The following is a 16,052-nucleotide window of genomic DNA, read 5'->3' on the forward strand; positions in this document are numbered from 1 at the left end:
CGCACCCACGCGCGGCGCGTATACCCCGAATCACGCCGCCCCCCGGACCGGCGCGCCGCGCGCGCTCCATCCGGGGGGTTGTGCTCCCCCGATGGCGTGCCCCCGGAAGCGCGGGCGTCCCTTATGGGGTCTTATGTCACTTAAGTGACACTAGGGACCCTTGGGAGGCACCCTCATGCGTCGAGCCACCCGCGCCTCGTGGACCGCCTGCGTCGTGTGCGCCGCACTCGCCGCGACCGGCTGCGGCAGTGACAGCGGTGGCGGTTCGTCAGGCGGCGGCGGAGGCACCTTCACCGCGCAGTGGGGCGACCCGCAGAACCCGCTGGAGCCGGCCAACACCAACGAGGTCCAGGGCGGCAAGGTCCTCAAGCTGATCACCCGCGGGCTCGTCATCTACGACCCGAAGACCGCCGAGCCGAAGAACATGCTCGCCCAGTCCATCAAGAGCGACGACCAGAAGAACTGGACCGTCAAGGTCAAGAAGGGCTTCCGGTTCAGCAACGGCGAGCCGGTCACCGCCACGTCCTTCGTGGACGCCTGGAACTACGCGGCGAACATCAAGAACCGCCAGGTCAACGCCACCTTCTTCCGGTACATCGACGGCTACGACAAGGTCCACCCGACCGCCGAGGGCTCCGAGCCGAGCGCGCAGAAGCTCTCCGGACTGAAGGTCGTCAACGACCGGACGTTCACCGTCAAGCTGTCGCAGAAGTTCTCCATCTGGCCCGACACCCTCGGCTACCCGGCCTTCGCGCCGCTGCCGAAGGCGTTCTTCGACAACCACGATGCGTGGCTCGACAAGCCCATCGGCAACGGCCCGTACAAGATCGAGTCGTGGTCCAGGGGCACGTCGATGAAGCTCGTCAAGGACGGCAAGTACAAGGGCGACGACAAGGCCAGGAACGACGGCGTCGAGCTGAAGGTCTACACCGACCAGAACACGGCCTTCACCGACCTCCAGGCCGGCAACCTCGACATCTCCGACGAGCTGCCCGCCGGCCAGCTCGCCAACGCCAAGAACGACCTCGGCGACCGCTTCATCAACCAGAAGGCCGGCATCATCCAGACCCTCGCCTTCCCGCTCTACGACGACGCCTGGGGCGGCGCCGACAACGCCGACCTGCGCCGCGGGATCTCCAAGGCGATCGACCGCGACCAGATCACCAAGCAGATCTACGACGACACCCGCATCCCCGCCAAGGACTGGACCTCCCCGGTCATCGGCGCGAAGGGCGGCTTCGACGACACGATCTGCGGTGACCTGTGCACGTACGACCCCAAGCAGGCCAAGAAGCTCATCGACGGTGCCGGCGGCCTCCCCGGCGGGAAGGTGACGATCTCCTCCAACGTCGACACCGGCTCCCACCGCGAGTGGATGGACGCGGTCTGCAACAGCATCAACAAGGCGCTCGGCAAGGAGAACGCCTGCGTCGTCAACCCCATCGGCACCTTCGCGGACTTCCGCACCCAGGTCGTGGACCGCAGCTTCAAGGGCCCGTTCCGCGCCGGCTGGCAGATGGACTACCCGCTGATCGAGAACTTCCTGTCGCCGACGTACGTCACCGGCGCCTCCTCCAACGACGGCGAGTACAGCAACAAGAAGTTCGACAGCCTCATCAACCAGGCCAACGCCGCCGAGAGCACCGCCGCGGCCGTCAAGAAGTACCAGGAGGCGGAGCGGCTGCTCGCCAAGGACGTGCCGTCGATCCCGCTCTGGTACCAGAACGGCATCGCCGGCCACTCCGACCGCGTCACCGACGTCTCCCTGGACCCCTTCAGCGTCCCGAACTACCCGGACGTCAAGGTCAAGTAGTGCACGCGCGGCGGTCCGCCGCGCCCGGCGCGGGGGGAGCGGACACGCGAGGAGAGGAGGGGCGCCCATGGGCCGCTACGTGATCCGGCGGCTGCTGCAGATGATCCCCGTGTTCATCGGCACCACCTTCCTCATCTTCTTCATGGTCTACGCGCTCGGCGACCCGGTCGCCGCCATGTTCGGCGACCGGGCGCCCGACCCCGCGACCGCGGCGCAGATCCGCAGGGACCTCCACCTCGACAAGCCGCTCTGGCAGCAATACCTGCTCTACATGGGCAACATCTTCTCCGGCGACTTCGGCATGGCCTTCAACGGCCAGCCGGTGCTGGACCTGATGCGCCGCGCCTGGCCGATCACCGTCCGGCTCGCCCTGCTCGCCGTGCTCTTCGAGATGCTCATCGGCGTCACCCTCGGCGTCATCTCCGGGCTGCGGCGCGGCCGGGCGGTGGACACCGGGGTGCTCTTCGCCACGCTGGTCGTGATCTCCATCCCGACGTTCGTCACCGGCTACGTGCTGCAGTACCTGCTCGGCGTCAAGTGGGGCTGGGTCAAGCCCGCGGTCTCCTCCGGGGCGCCGTGGAACGAGCTGGTCCTGCCCGCGGTGGTGCTGGCGCTGGTCTCGCTCGCGTACACCACGCGGCTGACCCGTACCTCCGTGGCCGAGAACGCCCGCGCCGACTACGTCCGCACCGCCGTCGCCAAGGGCCTGCCGCGCCGCCGCATCACGGTCCGCCACCTGCTGCGCAACTCCCTGATCCCGGTGGTGACCTTCCTCGGCATCGACATCGGCAACCTCATGGGCGGCGCGATCGTCACCGAGCGGATCTTCAACATCCAGGGCGTCGGCTTCCAGCTCTGGCAGGGCGTCCTGCGGCAGAACGCGCCCACGGTCGTCGGCTTCGTCACCGTCCTCGTCATCGCCTACCTGCTGGCGAACCTGGTGGTGGACATGCTCTACGCGGTCCTCGACCCGCGGATCCGCTATGCCTGAGCGCTACGAGGAGAAGCAGCGGGCGGACATCGGCACCCAGGAGGCGGAGTCGCTGCCCGGCAGCGACGTCCTCCAGGCCGAGGCCGGCGGCGCCCCCGGGACGGACCAGCCGGCCCGCAGCCTGTGGTCCGACGCCTGGCAGGACCTGCGCCGCAACCCCGTCTTCGTCGTCGCCGGGCTGCTGATCCTCTTCCTGATCTTCATCTCCCTGTGGCCCAGCGTGGTCGCCACCGGCAGCCCGTACAACTGCGACATCGCCAAGCGCAACCTCGGCGCCGAGTCCGGCCACCCCTTCGGCTTCGACAGCCAGGGCTGCGACGTCTACAACCGCACCGTCTACGGCGCCCGCGCCTCGCTGACCGTCTGCACCCTGGCCACCCTCGGCGCCGCCGCCCTCGGCACCGTACTCGGCGGCCTCGCCGGGTACTTCGGCGGCTGGGGCGACGCGGTCCTCTCCCGGATCACCGAGGTGTTCTTCGGCATCCCGATCCTGCTGGGCGGCCTGGTCTTCCTCTCCGTCATCAAGAGCGGGTCCGTCTGGCCGGTGATCGGGCTGATCGTGCTGCTGGGCTGGCCGCAGGTGGCGCGGATCGCGCGCGGCTCGGTGATCACGGCCAAGCAGAACGACTACGTCCAGGCCGCCCGCACCCTCGGCGCCTCCACCCGGCGCATCATGCTGCGGCACGTACTGCCCAACGCGATCGCGCCGATCATCGTCGTCGCCACCATCGCCCTCGGTACGTACGTGGCGCTGGAGGCGACCCTGTCGTTCCTCGGCGTCGGCCTGAAGCCGCCGACCGTCTCCTGGGGCAGCGAGATCTCCACCGCATCCACCCAGATCCGCAACGCGCCGCACGCCCTGCTGTGGCCCGCCGGGGCGCTGAGCCTGACGGTGCTGGCGTTCATCATGCTCGGCGACGCGGTGCGCGACGCGCTCGACCCGAAGCTCAGGTGAGGTGTACGTGACCGCGCTGCTCGACGTCCGCGACCTGCAAGTGGAGTTCCGCACCCGGGAGGGGGTGGCGAAGGCCGTCAACGGCGTCTCGTACCGCGTGGCCCCGGGCGAGACGCTGGCGGTGCTCGGCGAGTCCGGCTCGGGCAAGTCCGTGACCGCGCAGGCCGTGATGGGCATCCTCGACTCGCCGCCCGGGTTCGTCACCGGCGGGCAGGTGCTCTTCCAGGGCGAGGACCTGCTGAAGCTGGGCCGCGAGGCGCGCCGCAAGGTGCGCGGCGAGCGGATGGCGATGATCTTCCAGGACGCGCTGTCGTCGCTCAACCCCGTGCTCACCGTGGGCTTTCAGCTCGGCGAGATGTTCCGCGTGCACCGCGGCGCGAGCCGGGCGGAGGCGAAGGCCCGGTCGATCGAGCTGATGGAGCGGGTACGGATCCCGGCCGCCCGGGAGCGCGTCAACGACTACCCGCACCAGTTCTCCGGCGGCATGCGGCAGCGCATCATGATCGCGATGGCGCTGGCGCTCGGTCCTGAACTCATCATCGCGGACGAGCCGACGACGGCGCTGGACGTGACCGTACAGGCGCAGGTGATGGACCTGCTGGCGGAGTTGCGCGAGGAGACGGGGATGGGGCTGATCCTCATCACCCACGACCTCGGCGTGGTCGCGGACGTCGCCGACAAGATCGCGGTGATGTACGCGGGCCGCATCATGGAGACGGCGCCCGTCCACGACCTGTACAAGGCGCCGGCGCACCCGTACACCCGCGGGCTGCTGGACTCCATCCCGCGGCTGGACCAGAAGGGCCAGGAGCTGAGCGCCATCCGCGGCACGCCCCCCAGCCTGCTGGCCATCCCGCCGGGCTGCCCCTTCAACCCCCGCTGCCCGCGCGCCCAGGACGTCTGCGTGACCGACCGCCCGCCGCTGTACGAGGTGACGGACGACGAGGGCCACCCGCTGCCGGGGCGGGGGAGTGCCTGCCACTTCTGGAAGGACCAGCTCCATGACCAGCCCTGAGGTGGCCGAGGCGCCGGCGGAGGCGCCGGGCGAGGAGCCGATCCTCGAAGTGCGCGACCTGGTCAAGCACTTCCCGCTCACCCGGGGGGTCGTCTTCCGCAAGCAGATCGGGGCCGTACAGGCCGTCGACGGCGTCTCGTTCGACCTGCGGCGCGGCGAAACCCTCGGCATCGTCGGGGAGTCCGGCTGCGGCAAGTCGACCATCGCCAAGATGCTGGTCAGCCTGGAGCAGCCCACCGCCGGGGTGATCCGGTTCAAGGGCGAGGACATCACCCGGCTCTCCGGGCGCGCGCTGCGGGCGGTGCGGCGCAACATCCAGATGGTCTTCCAGGACCCGTACACCTCGCTCAACCCGCGGATGACCGTCGGCGACATCGTCGGCGAGCCCTACGACGTCCACCCCGAGGTGGCGCCGAAGGGCAGCCGGCGGGGGCGGGTCCAGGAACTGCTCGACGTCGTCGGGCTCAACCCCGAGCACATCAACCGCTACCCGCACCAGTTCTCCGGCGGGCAGCGGCAGCGGATCGGCATCGCGCGCGGGCTCGCGCTGCGGCCGGAGATCATCGTCGCGGACGAACCGGTCTCGGCGCTCGACGTGTCCGTGCAGGCGCAGGTGGTGAACCTGCTGGAGCGGCTGCAGAACGAGTTCCACCTGTCGTACATCTTCATCGCGCACGACCTGTCCGTCGTACGGCACATCTCGGACCGGGTCGGGGTGATGTACCTGGGCCGGATCGTGGAGTCCGGCACCGACGAGGCGATCTACGAGCACGCCACGCACCCGTACACGCAGGCGCTGCTCTCGGCGGTGCCGGTGCCGGACCCGGAGGCGCGGGAGAGCCGGGAGCGGATCCTGCTCAGCGGTGACGTGCCGTCGCCGGCGAACCCGCCGTCGGGGTGCCGGTTCCGTACGCGGTGCTGGAAGGCGCAGCCGGTGTGCGCGGAGAAGGACCCGGCGCTGGACGTGCCGCCGTGGTTCCGGGACGCGGAGGGGGCGGTGGCGCACCCGTCGGCGTGCCACTTCGCGGCGGAGTGGGAGGACGAGGAGGGGCCGGGACAGGCGGCCCCGGGCGTCGGCGGGTAGGCCGACGGGGCGATCTGCGGTCGGTAAGGAAGTCTGGTTAGTCGGCTTTATCACGTATCGGTGTCATGGTGGGCGTCGGCAGCCGACGCCCCGTCACCGAGTAGAGGGACACCCATGAAGTGTTTGTCACGCCGTCGCGCCCACGTGCTGAGCGGGGCGCTGCTCGCCGCCGCGCTGGGCGCGGGGCCCGCCCTCGCGGGCGTCCTCCCGCAGGCCCACGCGGCCGAGGGCCCGGTGGCCGGGGCGCACGAGCCCGGGGGCGGGGCGGAGGCCCCGGACACCGCGGAGGACATCGAGGCCGGGTTCGCGGCGGCGGAGGCGGAGCTTGAGGCCGAGGCGGAGAAGGCCGGGGCATGGGGTCCGGACGACGACTGCGAGGAGCCGGAGACCGGCGGCGCCCAGGACGTCGGCGCCGGAGAGTCCGGCCCGGGTACGGAGCCCGCCGAGCCGGGCCACGACGGGGGTGAGGTGCCCGGTGCCGAGGTGTCCGGTGCCGAGGTGCCCGGTGCCGAGGTGCCGGAGGCGGAGGTTCCAGACGCCGAGGCCCCTCCGGCGGAGGTCCCTCCGGCCGAAGTCCCCGACGCCGAACTCCCCGACACGGAGGCCCCGGACACGGAGGCCCCGGACACGGAGGCCCCGGACACGGAGGCCCCGGACACGGAGGCCCCGGACACGGAGGCCCCCGACGTCGAAGCTCCCGCGGCCGAGCCCCCCGCGGATGCGCCCCCCGCCGCCGGACCTCCCGGTTCCGGCGCCCCCGACGCCGAGGCCCCCGGGCCCGTGCTCCCCGGCGCCGAGCCCCCGGCGTCCGACGTACCCGCGCCCCCCGCGCCGGACGAGGAGCATCCCGCGCCCGGCGGCGGCGCGGAGGAGGAGGGCGACGGCTTCGAGCCGCCCGACAGCCACAACCCGCCCGCCGACTACGACAACGCGGGCAAGAAACCCGACCAACTGCCCCACGCCGGCGCCGACATCTGGCTGCCGCTCGCCTCCGGCATCGGCGGCCTCGCCGCCCTCGGCACCGGCGCCCTCGTGGTGGCCCGCAAGCGGCGCGCCTAGGGCCTGTCGTCGATCTCGCGTCGTTCGCCCGGAGGGGCGGGCGGCGCAGGGGGCACTGCCCACGCCCTCAGGGCGTAGGGGGAGTCTGGTGCGTGCGCTCGCAAGGCGGAGGGGCGACCGCATAGTGGGCCTCTTCGGTCGATCCCGACAACGCGGCGAGCGTGCGTGCCAGGGGGCGCGCCGCAGACGGGAGATTGATGACAGGCCCTAGACCTGAGGCGTCCGCCCAAGCGACGACGGGCCCCGCGGCAGCGCCGCGGGGCCCGTTCCCGTACGTCACCGCCCGCGGCGGTCACGCGATGTCGATGACCCCCACCCGCTTGTCCGGGTCGGTCTCGCGGAGCGGGCCCATCATGGCGCTCGCCACGTCGTTCGGGGTGATCTCCGTCGTGCTGCCGTCGCCGCGCTGGACCATGAGCCCGGCGAAGGTGCTGCCGTACAGCTCCTCCAGCTTCTCCAGGTCGAACTTCGGCGCCAGCTTGCCGTCCGGCGTCGCCTGCATCGTCAGGAACTGCGAGATCGAGTTCTCCGGGCTGAACTCGATGTAAGCGTCGCCCGCCTCCACGAAGACACTGCCGGACATCGCCGTCTCGGCGAAGCCGTTCATCGCCGTGTCGAACTCCGTCTGGCTGACGGCCGGCTCCTGCTGCGAGACCGGCAGCGTCACCGGCTTGTTCGCGCCGCCGGCCGCGCGCTCGTCGAACGCCTCCTGCACCGCGCTCATGGACTTCTCCACGTCCACGGCCTCGTGCGGCTCGCCCTTCACGGGCACGGCCTTGCCGTCGACGAAGCGGATCATGCCGTCCCTGCCGCCGCCGGCCTCGTCGGCGATCTCCTGCAACTGGGCCCGCAGCTTGTCGGTGTCGTCGACCATCGCCGGGTCCACCTCGCGGGAGCCGCCGAAGAGCGAGCCGATGACGGACACCGGGTTGTAGTCGCTGCCCATCGCCGAGCGGACGCTCTCCGCGGTGTCGATGCCGAGGCCGGCCGACTCCGGCGTCAGCTTCTGCTCCTGGTCGCCGACGCGGAGCACGATCGGCGCCTGCGTGCGCTTCTCGACGGCCGCGTCGAGCTTGGCCACCGCCTGGTCGCGGGAGCTGCCGCCGATGTCGACGCCGAGGACCGTCGTGCCCTTCGGCACGTCGTCGTTGTTGAGGACGAGCCCCGCGCCGTACGCGATGCAGAGCACCCCGAAGACGCCGGCGCCGGCCATGACGGCGAGCTTCTTGCGGTCGCCGCGGGCCCGTCCCGACGGGCTGCCGGAGCGGGAGCGGGCGGCGGAGGCCGGGGCGGGCGGCGGCACGGGCGGCCCGTCGCCGCCCGGTGCGGCTACGGGCCCGGGGGGCGGCGCGGCGCCGGGAGGCGGCTGCCCGGCCGGATTGAACCCCGGTACACGCGCGGCCTCTTGCGGGTACTGCGAGCCGTGAGGGCCTGCCTGCGGGAGGCCGTGCGCCGGGGTGTGCCCGGGACCCGGGCCCTGCGGTCCTGCCTGCGGTACGCCGTGGGCCGGGGTGTGCCCGGGGCCCTGCGGCACGCCATGGGCGGGAGCGGGGTCCGGGCCCGGCGGCACCGCGGGGATGCCGCCGACGGCGGTGTCGCCCATGCCGCCGGTGGGGACCTGCGGCGCGGCGGAGCCGCGCAGCGTACGCCTGCCGGCCGGTCCCGCGGGCTTGAGCGGCATGCTGCCGGTGGCCGGGCCCGAAGTCGGCCCCGAGGGCACGCCCCCGGGCGGGCCGCCGGGGCCGCCCGGTGCGCCGAGGCCGCCGCGCGGGGTCCCGCCGGCCGGAGTGGGGCGTACGGGCAGGGAGTTGGCCGGGTCGTCCCCGGCGAAGCCGTGGCCGCTCTCGCTCACCGGTACGTCCACCGCGCCGGTGTCACCGGGCGCCGGGTGCGGCTGCGGGACGCCGGCCGGCGGGGTGTCCAGGGGTGCGCCGGCGTCGCCGGGCGGCGCGAAGGCGGGGAACTGCATCCCGGCGCCGTCCGTCGTGCCCGTGGGGCCCGAGGGCGGCGTCATCGGGGGCTGCGCGGGCGGCGGTGCCGGTGCGGCCTCGGGTGCGCCCTGGGCGGGCGCCGGGTCCTTCGGCGCCTTGCGGGGCGCGAACCAGTCGCTCGTGCGCGGTTTGGCGCTGCCGCCACCGCCGTCCTGCCCGTTCGCGGCCGCCGCGGCGGCCTCCGCCGGTCCTGGCGCCGGTGCGGGGACGCCGGCACCGGAGGTGTCGGGCTCCTCCGCCCCGGCTTCGAGGGGCTGGCGGACCACGACGGGCGGGATCGGCCGGGAGCCGGGGATGTTGATCCGGATCCGGGTCGTCAGCGTCGTCTCGGTCGCGGGAACGCCCGCGCCGCCGTCCCGGCCCGCCCCCGTGCCCGGAGCGGGCGCGGGGGGCTCCCCCACAGCGCTGCGCGCGTGGGCGGTACCCCCAGCGGTCGGCGTGTCCGGTCCCGCGTACGGCGGGGTCCCCGACGGATACGCGGCGTCGCCGCGTCCCTCGGGACCGGATGGCGGACTGTCATTCTCTCGGCTCACGGCAGGTCTCCCGTAGTGCTCCGCCGCCCGTCATGGCACCCGCGGGCAGCTCGGCGGCGCGCACCACCATACTTGTCCGCTCCGACACTGAGGCCCGACAATCGCATTCGGCCACCCGCGCGAAGGCGTACTTGACAGCGTCCGATGCCCAACAGAGCACGTCACTCGGGGAGTCGGGACGACGGTCCGGCAACTGCGAGGAGCTGCGGCAGGGTGGTGCAGATCACAGCGGTCAGCATCCCGCCGAAGAGGAAGAGCTGCGGCCCGAGTCCGGAGGCGAAGACGAAGTCGCCCTCGGGGCGGTTGAGGGAGATGACGATCACCGCGAGGAACCAGCCGCCGCCCGCCGTGAAGCCCGCGGCGCGGCCCCCGGTGGCCACCCCGGCGCCGTAGCAGAGCCCGCCGACGGCGGCCAGGGCGAGCAGCAGGCCGCCCGGTGACCAGGCCGCCTGGACGAGTGAACCGGCGAGCCCGACGAGGCCGCCGAGCACCAGGGCGGCCAGATACGTGAGTACGCGCCCGAGCGTCACCGGCCGCGCGAGGGCGCTGCCGGGCGGCGGGGCGGCGGGGCGGCGCGCGGGGGAGCTCTTGGTGGTCGCGCCGGCCCGGCCGCGCTTCTCCGCGCCCCTGCCGTCGGCGCTGCCCGCGCTCCGGCCCTCGCTGCCCGCGCCCTTGTCGCCGGTGCTCCCGCCGCCCGCGCTCCCGCCGCGGCTCGTACGTCCGTTTGCCGCGCCGCCGTCGCCCGCGCGGGCGCGGTTGGCGCCCGTGTTGCCCGGATTTCCTCCGCTCGCGGCCGACTTGGGGCGTACGGACCGCTTCTTGGCGCTCACGCCGCCACCTCCGCGAACAAGTCGGTCTCCACCGCGCCCGGATCGCGCCGCGCGGCGTCCGCGCCGCCGGCGAGCCGGAACTGCTCGGTGGTCAGGATCGGCTGGCCCAGCCCGTTGGAGAGCGCGAAGGCGCCGCCGGCCACGGTGATCTGCGTCTCGTGCGCCGCCATCGCCCGCGCCTTCGCCGCCGCGTACGCGCCCCCCGCCACGGCGGCCGTGACCTCGCCGTCGTCCACCACACCCGGCAGGTCCGCGACGGCCGCGGTACCGGGGAAGGGGTGGCCGGCGGCGGCCAGTTCGGCGAGGCCCTTCTCCGCCGCGCTGCGCGCGACGCAGGTCCAGTAGATACGGGCCACCGCCCACGGCTCGGCGGGGTCCGCGTCGTACGACGCGGCCGCGGCCAGCTCCGCCGCGCGCGTGGCGACGCGGTGGGCCTGGACGTGATCGGGGTGTCCGTAGCCGCCTCGCGGGTCATAGGTGACCAGCACCTGGGGGCGTACCTCGCGGATCACCGGCACCAGCAGCCCCGCCGCCTCGTCGACGCCGGCCGACCAGAACGTACCGGGGCGCCCGTTCTGGTCGAGGCCCAGCATGCCCGAATCGCGGAACCGCCCGGGGCCGCCCAGGAAGCGGTGGTCGGTGACGCCCAACGCCCGCATGGCCGCCGCGAGTTCGCCGGCCCGGTGGGCGCCGAGCGCGTCGTCACGCCCGGGTCCCAGATGGTCCAGGGCGGGCGGAATGACCTCGCCCTCCTCGCCCCGGGTGCACGTCACCAGGGTGACGAGGGCGCCCTCGGCGGCGTACCGCGCCATGGTGGCGCCGGTGGTGATCGTCTCGTCGTCCGGATGCGCATGCACCAGCAGCAGCCTGCGCGGCGGAAGCTCCCTGCTCATGGAGGAAGCCTAGACGAGTGTGCGGAAGGCCCCCCCGGGTCAGAAATCGATGCTCTCGATCATCCCTGCCACGTTCTGTGTCACATCGTCGATCGTCGGCGCCATGGACGAACTTGCGAGGTAGAAGCCCAGCAGGATGCACACGACAGCGTGCCCGCCCTTCAGGCCACTCTTCTTGATGAGCAAGTAGACGATGATCGCGAGCAGCAGCACTAGCGAGATCGACAGAGCCATTCGGCTCACCTCCCGGGACCTGCGGTCGGGTCATCTGACGGGCCACGTGATGCATGCCCGTCGCGCGCACGCATCATAACTATCGGTGCCCGTGCATCGTTCGGCGCACCGGCGCATGAAGGGGTCGCACGCGGGAGGCCGTCGCGAAGGGGTGGCCGGAGGGCCGGAGAGCGGTGGAGCGGGCCGTCACCAGGGGGGCTGGGAGGAAGGTTCCTGCCAGCGGGAGAGGGGCTCCGCCACGGGGTCGCGCTCCCCGCGTCCGGCGAGCGCGAAGAGGATCACGAAGCCGGCGAGCAGCAGCCCGATTCCGGTGCTCGCCTCCAACTGGTGCTCCATGCCGAGGGCGCCGAAGTTCTCGAAGACCTCGTCCTCCAGATACCGGGAGGTGTCGGCCGCGCCCCAGCCCAGCACGAACGCGCCGGCCGTCATGCCCAGCGGGCGGGAGAGCGGGGCGCGCTTGGCGGCGGCCACGGCGGCGACGAAGCACACCGCGGCGGTCGCCCACTTCCCGTACGCGAGCGGGGGCTGGAGCAGCGCCCACGACGTGTACTCGCCGGTGAGCCGGTTGCCGTAAGCGTCCCAGCCGGTGCGTGCGGCCTCGCGCAGCTCCCACGCCACGAACGCCAGCGCGGCGACGGCGAGGAAGACCATGCCGGTCGCCGCGGCCCCGCGGGCGGGCCGGCGCGGCGGCTGCTCGTCGGGCAGCAGGTAGTCGGCGCCGGTGGCCTCCGCGGGCCGCCGGCCGGCGGCGACGGAGATCAGCAGCACCGCGCCGAGCGTGACGGCGACGCCGGTGGAGAGCAGCGCGCGGTTGCGCAGGTCCTGGTCGACGCCCTGCATCCAGCCGGCGGTCAGCGACCACAGCGCGGGGGCGCGCAGCAGGATCGTGGCCGCGCCGGCCGTGGCGAGGGCGCCCGCGGCGGCGGTGGAGTGCAGGGCGGTGATTCCGGCGACGGCGTACACGCCGACGAGGACGGGGTCGTAGAGAGAGGTGCCCCAGTGGCTCTCGGGGGCGGCATCGGGGGAGCCCGCCCAGGACCACCACAGGTCGGGCAGGCTCGCCGCGACATCGACGTCGCGGCCGATCCACAGGAGCGAGAGCAGAGCGAGGAGCGCGCAGCACACGGCACCGAAGACGCGTGCGCCGCGCCCCAATATGTGTCCTTGTTCCATCGCCGGAAGACCCCCGATACGCAACCGTGCGCCTTTTGGGCCCACACGGCACCCAGGTCTACACCTCTCCGCAGCCCCGGACAACACCTCCGGCAAGACCCGCCCGGCGGCGGCGGCCGGCGGCCCTGATCCCGGCCGGATCCGGCGCGCAGACCGGACCCGGCCGGGGGACGGCACCCGCACGGCCGTACGCTCCCCAGAGTGCCGCGTTCGTATATCGGTGAGGCGACAGACGGGTTGCCGACGTGTTAACGACCTTCGATGCGATATGTCGGACATGTCGGTCACTAAGGCGTCTTGTCAAGCACGTACGGACCTCAATCTGCAAAACATACGCTCAAGAAGCGATTCCGCACCTCAGCTTCCCCCGTCACCCCCTTGACTGGGGGATGAATCGGTTGCGAAAGTCCGGTCAACCACCGCAGCGTGCACGGGCGCTGCGGCACACCCGGTTCGGGAGCAATCACCTATGGACAGTCCGGTCCCGGCCATCGCGGAGGCGCCCAAAGGCGCACCGTACGACCCCGCAGGACTCGAGCGGGGTTCGGCCGGCCCTGGTGGGCAGCAGACTGCCGAACACATCGGCAAATCGCCCGGTCAGCTCATGTGGCAGCGCTTCAAGCGCGACCGCGCGGGGGTCATATCCGCGTATGTCGTCGGTTTCTTCGTGCTGATCGCGATCTTCGCTCCGCTGATCGCGAAGCTGTACGGGAAGTCGCCGTACACGCTGTACAACTCGGCCACCGGCAAGCCCGAGCTGTTCGACGCTCTCGGCTATCCGATCAAGCCCAACGGCGGCATCAGCGGCGAGTTCTGGTTCGGCCTCGAACCCATCCTCGGCCGCGACGTCTTCACGCTGCTGATCTACAGCATCCGCACCTCGCTGGCCATCGCCGTCGCGGTGACGATCCTCACCGTCGGCATCGGCGTCCTGCTGGGCGTGGCCGCAGGCTTCACCGGCGGTCGTACCGACACGCTGATCGGCCGGTTCACCGACCTGATGCTGGCCTTCCCGAGCCAGTTGTTCTTCGTGGCGTTCATGCCCGTCATCACCGCGATGTTCGTCGCTCCCGAGGACGCGACGCCGACCTGGCTGCGTATTGCGGTCCTCATCGGGGTGCTCGCGGCGCTGAACTGGATGCGCATGGCGCGCATCGTGCGCGGTGTCGCGCTGTCGATGCGTGAGCGCGAGTTCGTCGAGGCCGCCAAGGTGAGCGGGGCGTCGAACTGGCGAATCATCCGCAAGGAGATGCTGCCGAACCTCGTCACCCCCATCCTCGTGCAGGGAACCTTCGAGCTGCCGCTCGTCGTGACGAACGCCGCGGGACTGTCGTTCCTCGGCGTCGGCCTGGTGAACCCGACCCCCGACTGGGGGCTGATGTTCGCCCGGGCCGCGGACGTGTCCGAAACCGTTCCCACGTTCATGTTCTTCCCCGGCGTCGCCATCGTGATCTTCGTGGTCGCCTTCAACCTGCTGGGGGACTCCGTCCGCGACGCGTTCGATCCGAAGGCCGCGCGCTGACGTTCGTACCGCCGCCAGGGTGCGACCGCCGTGGCACGGGTGTGAACACGCACACAGCAAGTCAAGACCGACAGACAGGGTGGTAGACAGTGACTATCAGGGGTGTACGCAGATCGCACGCCGTGGTGGCGGCGCTCGCAGCCGGGGCCTTGGCCCTGAGCGGCTGCAGCAGCGGCTCGGAGAACACCGACTCGCAGCAGGACGACAAGAAGAAGGCGGCGGAGCAGCAGGCGCAGATACCGTTCGGTGACGCCAAGGCGTCCACCGGGCCGGCTGCCGAGGTGAAGGGCGCCCAGGAGGGCGGCACGATCCCCGTCATGCAGCGCGACAGCTACGCGCACCTCGACCCGGGACAGATATACGTCTCGGACGAGGGCGCCCTGGCGCGGCTGATCCACCGTGGCCTGACCGGCTACAAGGCCGACTTCAACGGCAAGCAGACCCTCGTCGGCGACCTCGCCACGGACAGCGGCAAGCCCTCCGACGGCGGCCGCACCTGGACGTACACGCTCAAGGACAACATCAAGTGGGCCGACGGCACGGACATCACGTCAGCCGACGTCCGGCACACCTTCGAGCGGCAGTTCGCCGAGTTCATCAACGACGGCCCGGTCTACATCCAGCAGTGGCTGGCCAACGTGCCGGGCACCGAGTACCGCAAGCTGCTGCCCGACGGTCCGTACAAGGGTGACCACCTGCCGGACTCCGTCCTGGAGACGCCGGACGACAAGACCATCGTCTTCAAGTTCAAGGACCCGAAGCCCGACCTCCCGTACGCCCTGGCGATGCCGGGCTACTCGATGGTCTCCGAGGCGAAGGACACCCAGGAGAAGTACGACAAGGACCCGATGACGGCGGGCCCGTACAAGATCGAGTCCTTCAAGACCGGCAAGTCGATGACGCTGGTCAAGAACGAGCACTGGGACCCGGCGACCGACTCGACGCGGAACGCCTACCCGGACAAGTACGAGATCACGTTCAACATCCAGTTCGAGACCTCGGCCGAGCGGCTGATGGCGGACAAGGGTGCGAACAAGAACTCGATCAGCTTCACCAACAACGTGGACGCCGCCACGCTGCCGAAGCTGAACAAGGACGCCGAGGCCCAGAAGCGCTCGGTCAACGGCTACCAGCCGTACGTCGCCCAGATGGCCATCAACATGGACCGGGTCAAGAACAAGAAGGTCCGCGAGGCCATCGCGTACGCCCTGCCGATCCAGCCCTACCAGCAGGCCTTCGGCGGTCCGCAGGGCCAGGAGCTGGCCGGCGGTCTGATCAGCCCGACCGTCTCCGGCTACGAGGAGGGCTACGACCCCTTCGGCAAGCTGAAGAAGCCGCTGGGTGACCCGGCCGCGGCCAAGAAGATCCTGGAAGAGGCCGGCGAGACCGGTTACAAGCTCACCTGGGGCTACATCAACACCCCCGAGGGCCAGAACTACTCGCCCACGATGGAGAAGACCCTGGAGGAAGCGGGCTTCGACGTCCAGCGCAAGGAGATCGCGGCCGAGACGTACTACGACCAGATCGGTCTCGTCGAGAACGAGTTCGACATGTACGTGAGCGCGTGGGGCGCCGACTGGCCGTCCGCCAGCACCGTGGTTCCGCCGCTGTACGACGGCCGGCAGATCCAGGACGGCTCGTCGAACTACTCGCACACCAACGACGAGCACGTCAACTCCGAGATCGACCGGATCCAGAAGATCACGGACCCGGCCGAGGCGGCCAAGGAGTGGAACAAGCTCTCGCAGTACGTGGTGGAGGACCTGATCTCCAACATCCCCATGACGTACTACAAGCAGATCCAGCTCTACGGCTCGAACATCGGCGGCGTGCAGTACGACGACGTCATCGGTGACATCGACCTGCGCAAGATCTACCTCAAGCAGTAGGCACCACCACCGGTACGCGGGGGCCCGCCCGATCGGCGGGCCCCCGCGCACCACCCTTCAACCCACGTCG

The 16,052-nt window shown here is 71.5% G+C and carries 13 protein-coding genes; 8 read left to right on the top strand and 5 right to left on the bottom strand.

The window, feature by feature from the left end; translation table 11 throughout:
• Nucleotides 1-175 precede the first annotated feature (175 nt).
• The 6 genes from OG946_RS25380 (at nucleotide 176) to OG946_RS25405 (ending at nucleotide 6,917) form a co-directional block, all read left to right on the top strand.
• Nucleotides 176-1,813 carry a peptide ABC transporter substrate-binding protein gene (locus OG946_RS25380; RefSeq protein WP_326798315.1) on the top strand — a complete coding sequence of 546 codons (1,638 nt, stop codon included), beginning with the start codon at nucleotides 176-178 and terminating at the stop codon, nucleotides 1,811-1,813.
• 67 nt (nucleotides 1,814-1,880) lie between these two features.
• Nucleotides 1,881-2,804: an ABC transporter permease gene (locus OG946_RS25385; RefSeq protein WP_326798316.1), complete on the top strand. Its 924-nt coding sequence runs from the start codon at nucleotides 1,881-1,883 to the stop codon at nucleotides 2,802-2,804.
• The gene (locus OG946_RS25390; protein WP_326798317.1) at nucleotides 2,797-3,759 is read left to right on the top strand and encodes an ABC transporter permease; all 963 of its coding nucleotides are present in this window, start codon (nucleotides 2,797-2,799) and stop codon (nucleotides 3,757-3,759) included. The genes OG946_RS25385 and OG946_RS25390 overlap by 8 nt, the downstream gene beginning before the upstream one ends.
• Nucleotides 3,760-3,766: 7 nt before the next feature.
• A complete protein-coding gene (locus OG946_RS25395; RefSeq protein WP_326798318.1) occupies nucleotides 3,767-4,774 on the top strand; it encodes an ABC transporter ATP-binding protein in 1,008 nt (335 codons plus the stop codon).
• Entirely contained in the window at nucleotides 4,761-5,858 is a 1,098-nt protein-coding gene (locus tag OG946_RS25400) for an ABC transporter ATP-binding protein (RefSeq protein ID WP_326798319.1), read from the top strand. Before OG946_RS25395 ends, OG946_RS25400 begins: the two co-directional genes overlap by 14 nt.
• Nucleotides 5,859-5,972: 114 nt before the next feature.
• Entirely contained in the window at nucleotides 5,973-6,917 is a 945-nt protein-coding gene (locus tag OG946_RS25405; protein WP_326798320.1) for a hypothetical protein, read from the top strand.
• 292 nt (nucleotides 6,918-7,209) lie between these two features.
• On the opposite strand, the gene OG946_RS25410 is transcribed toward OG946_RS25405, so the two are convergent.
• From OG946_RS25410 to OG946_RS25430, 5 genes are all read right to left on the bottom strand, one after another.
• Nucleotides 7,210-9,309, bottom strand: coding sequence for a hypothetical protein (locus tag OG946_RS25410; RefSeq protein WP_326798321.1), 2,100 nt, complete (start codon nucleotides 9,307-9,309; stop codon nucleotides 7,210-7,212).
• A 293-nt stretch (nucleotides 9,310-9,602) separates the two neighbouring features.
• A complete protein-coding gene (locus tag OG946_RS25415) occupies nucleotides 9,603-10,271 on the bottom strand; it encodes a DUF6113 family protein (protein WP_326798322.1) in 669 nt (222 codons plus the stop codon).
• On the bottom strand, nucleotides 10,268-11,164 hold the full coding sequence (gene mshB / locus OG946_RS25420; protein WP_326798323.1) for an N-acetyl-1-D-myo-inositol-2-amino-2-deoxy-alpha-D-glucopyranoside deacetylase: 897 nt from the start codon (nucleotides 11,162-11,164) through the stop codon (nucleotides 10,268-10,270). Before mshB ends, OG946_RS25415 begins: the two co-directional genes overlap by 4 nt.
• 39 nt (nucleotides 11,165-11,203) lie before the next feature.
• The gene (locus tag OG946_RS25425; protein ID WP_101421759.1) at nucleotides 11,204-11,398 is read right to left on the bottom strand and encodes a hypothetical protein; all 195 of its coding nucleotides are present in this window, start codon (nucleotides 11,396-11,398) and stop codon (nucleotides 11,204-11,206) included.
• 186 nt (nucleotides 11,399-11,584) lie between these two features.
• On the bottom strand, nucleotides 11,585-12,553 hold the full coding sequence (locus tag OG946_RS25430; protein WP_326798324.1) for a hypothetical protein: 969 nt from the start codon (nucleotides 12,551-12,553) through the stop codon (nucleotides 11,585-11,587).
• 487 nt (nucleotides 12,554-13,040) lie between these two features.
• Between OG946_RS25430 and OG946_RS25435 the strand changes: the two genes are divergently transcribed.
• Both OG946_RS25435 and OG946_RS25440 read left to right on the top strand, forming a co-directional pair.
• Nucleotides 13,041-14,093: an ABC transporter permease gene (locus OG946_RS25435; protein WP_326798325.1), complete on the top strand. Its 1,053-nt coding sequence runs from the start codon at nucleotides 13,041-13,043 to the stop codon at nucleotides 14,091-14,093.
• Between the two features lie 89 nt (nucleotides 14,094-14,182).
• Nucleotides 14,183-15,982 carry an ABC transporter substrate-binding protein gene (locus OG946_RS25440; protein ID WP_442814480.1) on the top strand — a complete coding sequence of 600 codons (1,800 nt, stop codon included), beginning with the start codon at nucleotides 14,183-14,185 and terminating at the stop codon, nucleotides 15,980-15,982.
• Nucleotides 15,983-16,052: the final 70 nt, after the last annotated feature.

Source organism: Streptomyces sp. NBC_01808 (assembly GCF_035917395.1).
Classification (GTDB): Bacteria; Actinomycetota; Actinomycetes; order Streptomycetales; family Streptomycetaceae; genus Streptomyces.

Excerpts from the sequence above, each read along its gene's own strand:
- OG946_RS25405 (WP_326798320.1), top strand. The coding sequence starts at position 5,973 with ATGAAGTGTTTGTCACGCCGTCGCGCCCACGTGCTGAGCGGGGCGCTG.
- OG946_RS25425 (WP_101421759.1), bottom strand. The coding sequence starts at position 11,398 with ATGGCTCTGTCGATCTCGCTAGTGCTGCTGCTCGCGATCATCGTCTAC.
- OG946_RS25385 (WP_326798316.1), top strand. The coding sequence starts at position 1,881 with ATGGGCCGCTACGTGATCCGGCGGCTGCTGCAGATGATCCCCGTGTTC.
- OG946_RS25400 (WP_326798319.1), top strand. The coding sequence starts at position 4,761 with ATGACCAGCCCTGAGGTGGCCGAGGCGCCGGCGGAGGCGCCGGGCGAG.
- OG946_RS25390 (WP_326798317.1), top strand. The coding sequence starts at position 2,797 with ATGCCTGAGCGCTACGAGGAGAAGCAGCGGGCGGACATCGGCACCCAG.
- mshB (WP_326798323.1), bottom strand. The coding sequence starts at position 11,164 with ATGAGCAGGGAGCTTCCGCCGCGCAGGCTGCTGCTGGTGCATGCGCAT.
- OG946_RS25380 (WP_326798315.1), top strand. The coding sequence starts at position 176 with ATGCGTCGAGCCACCCGCGCCTCGTGGACCGCCTGCGTCGTGTGCGCC.
- OG946_RS25435 (WP_326798325.1), top strand. The coding sequence starts at position 13,041 with ATGGACAGTCCGGTCCCGGCCATCGCGGAGGCGCCCAAAGGCGCACCG.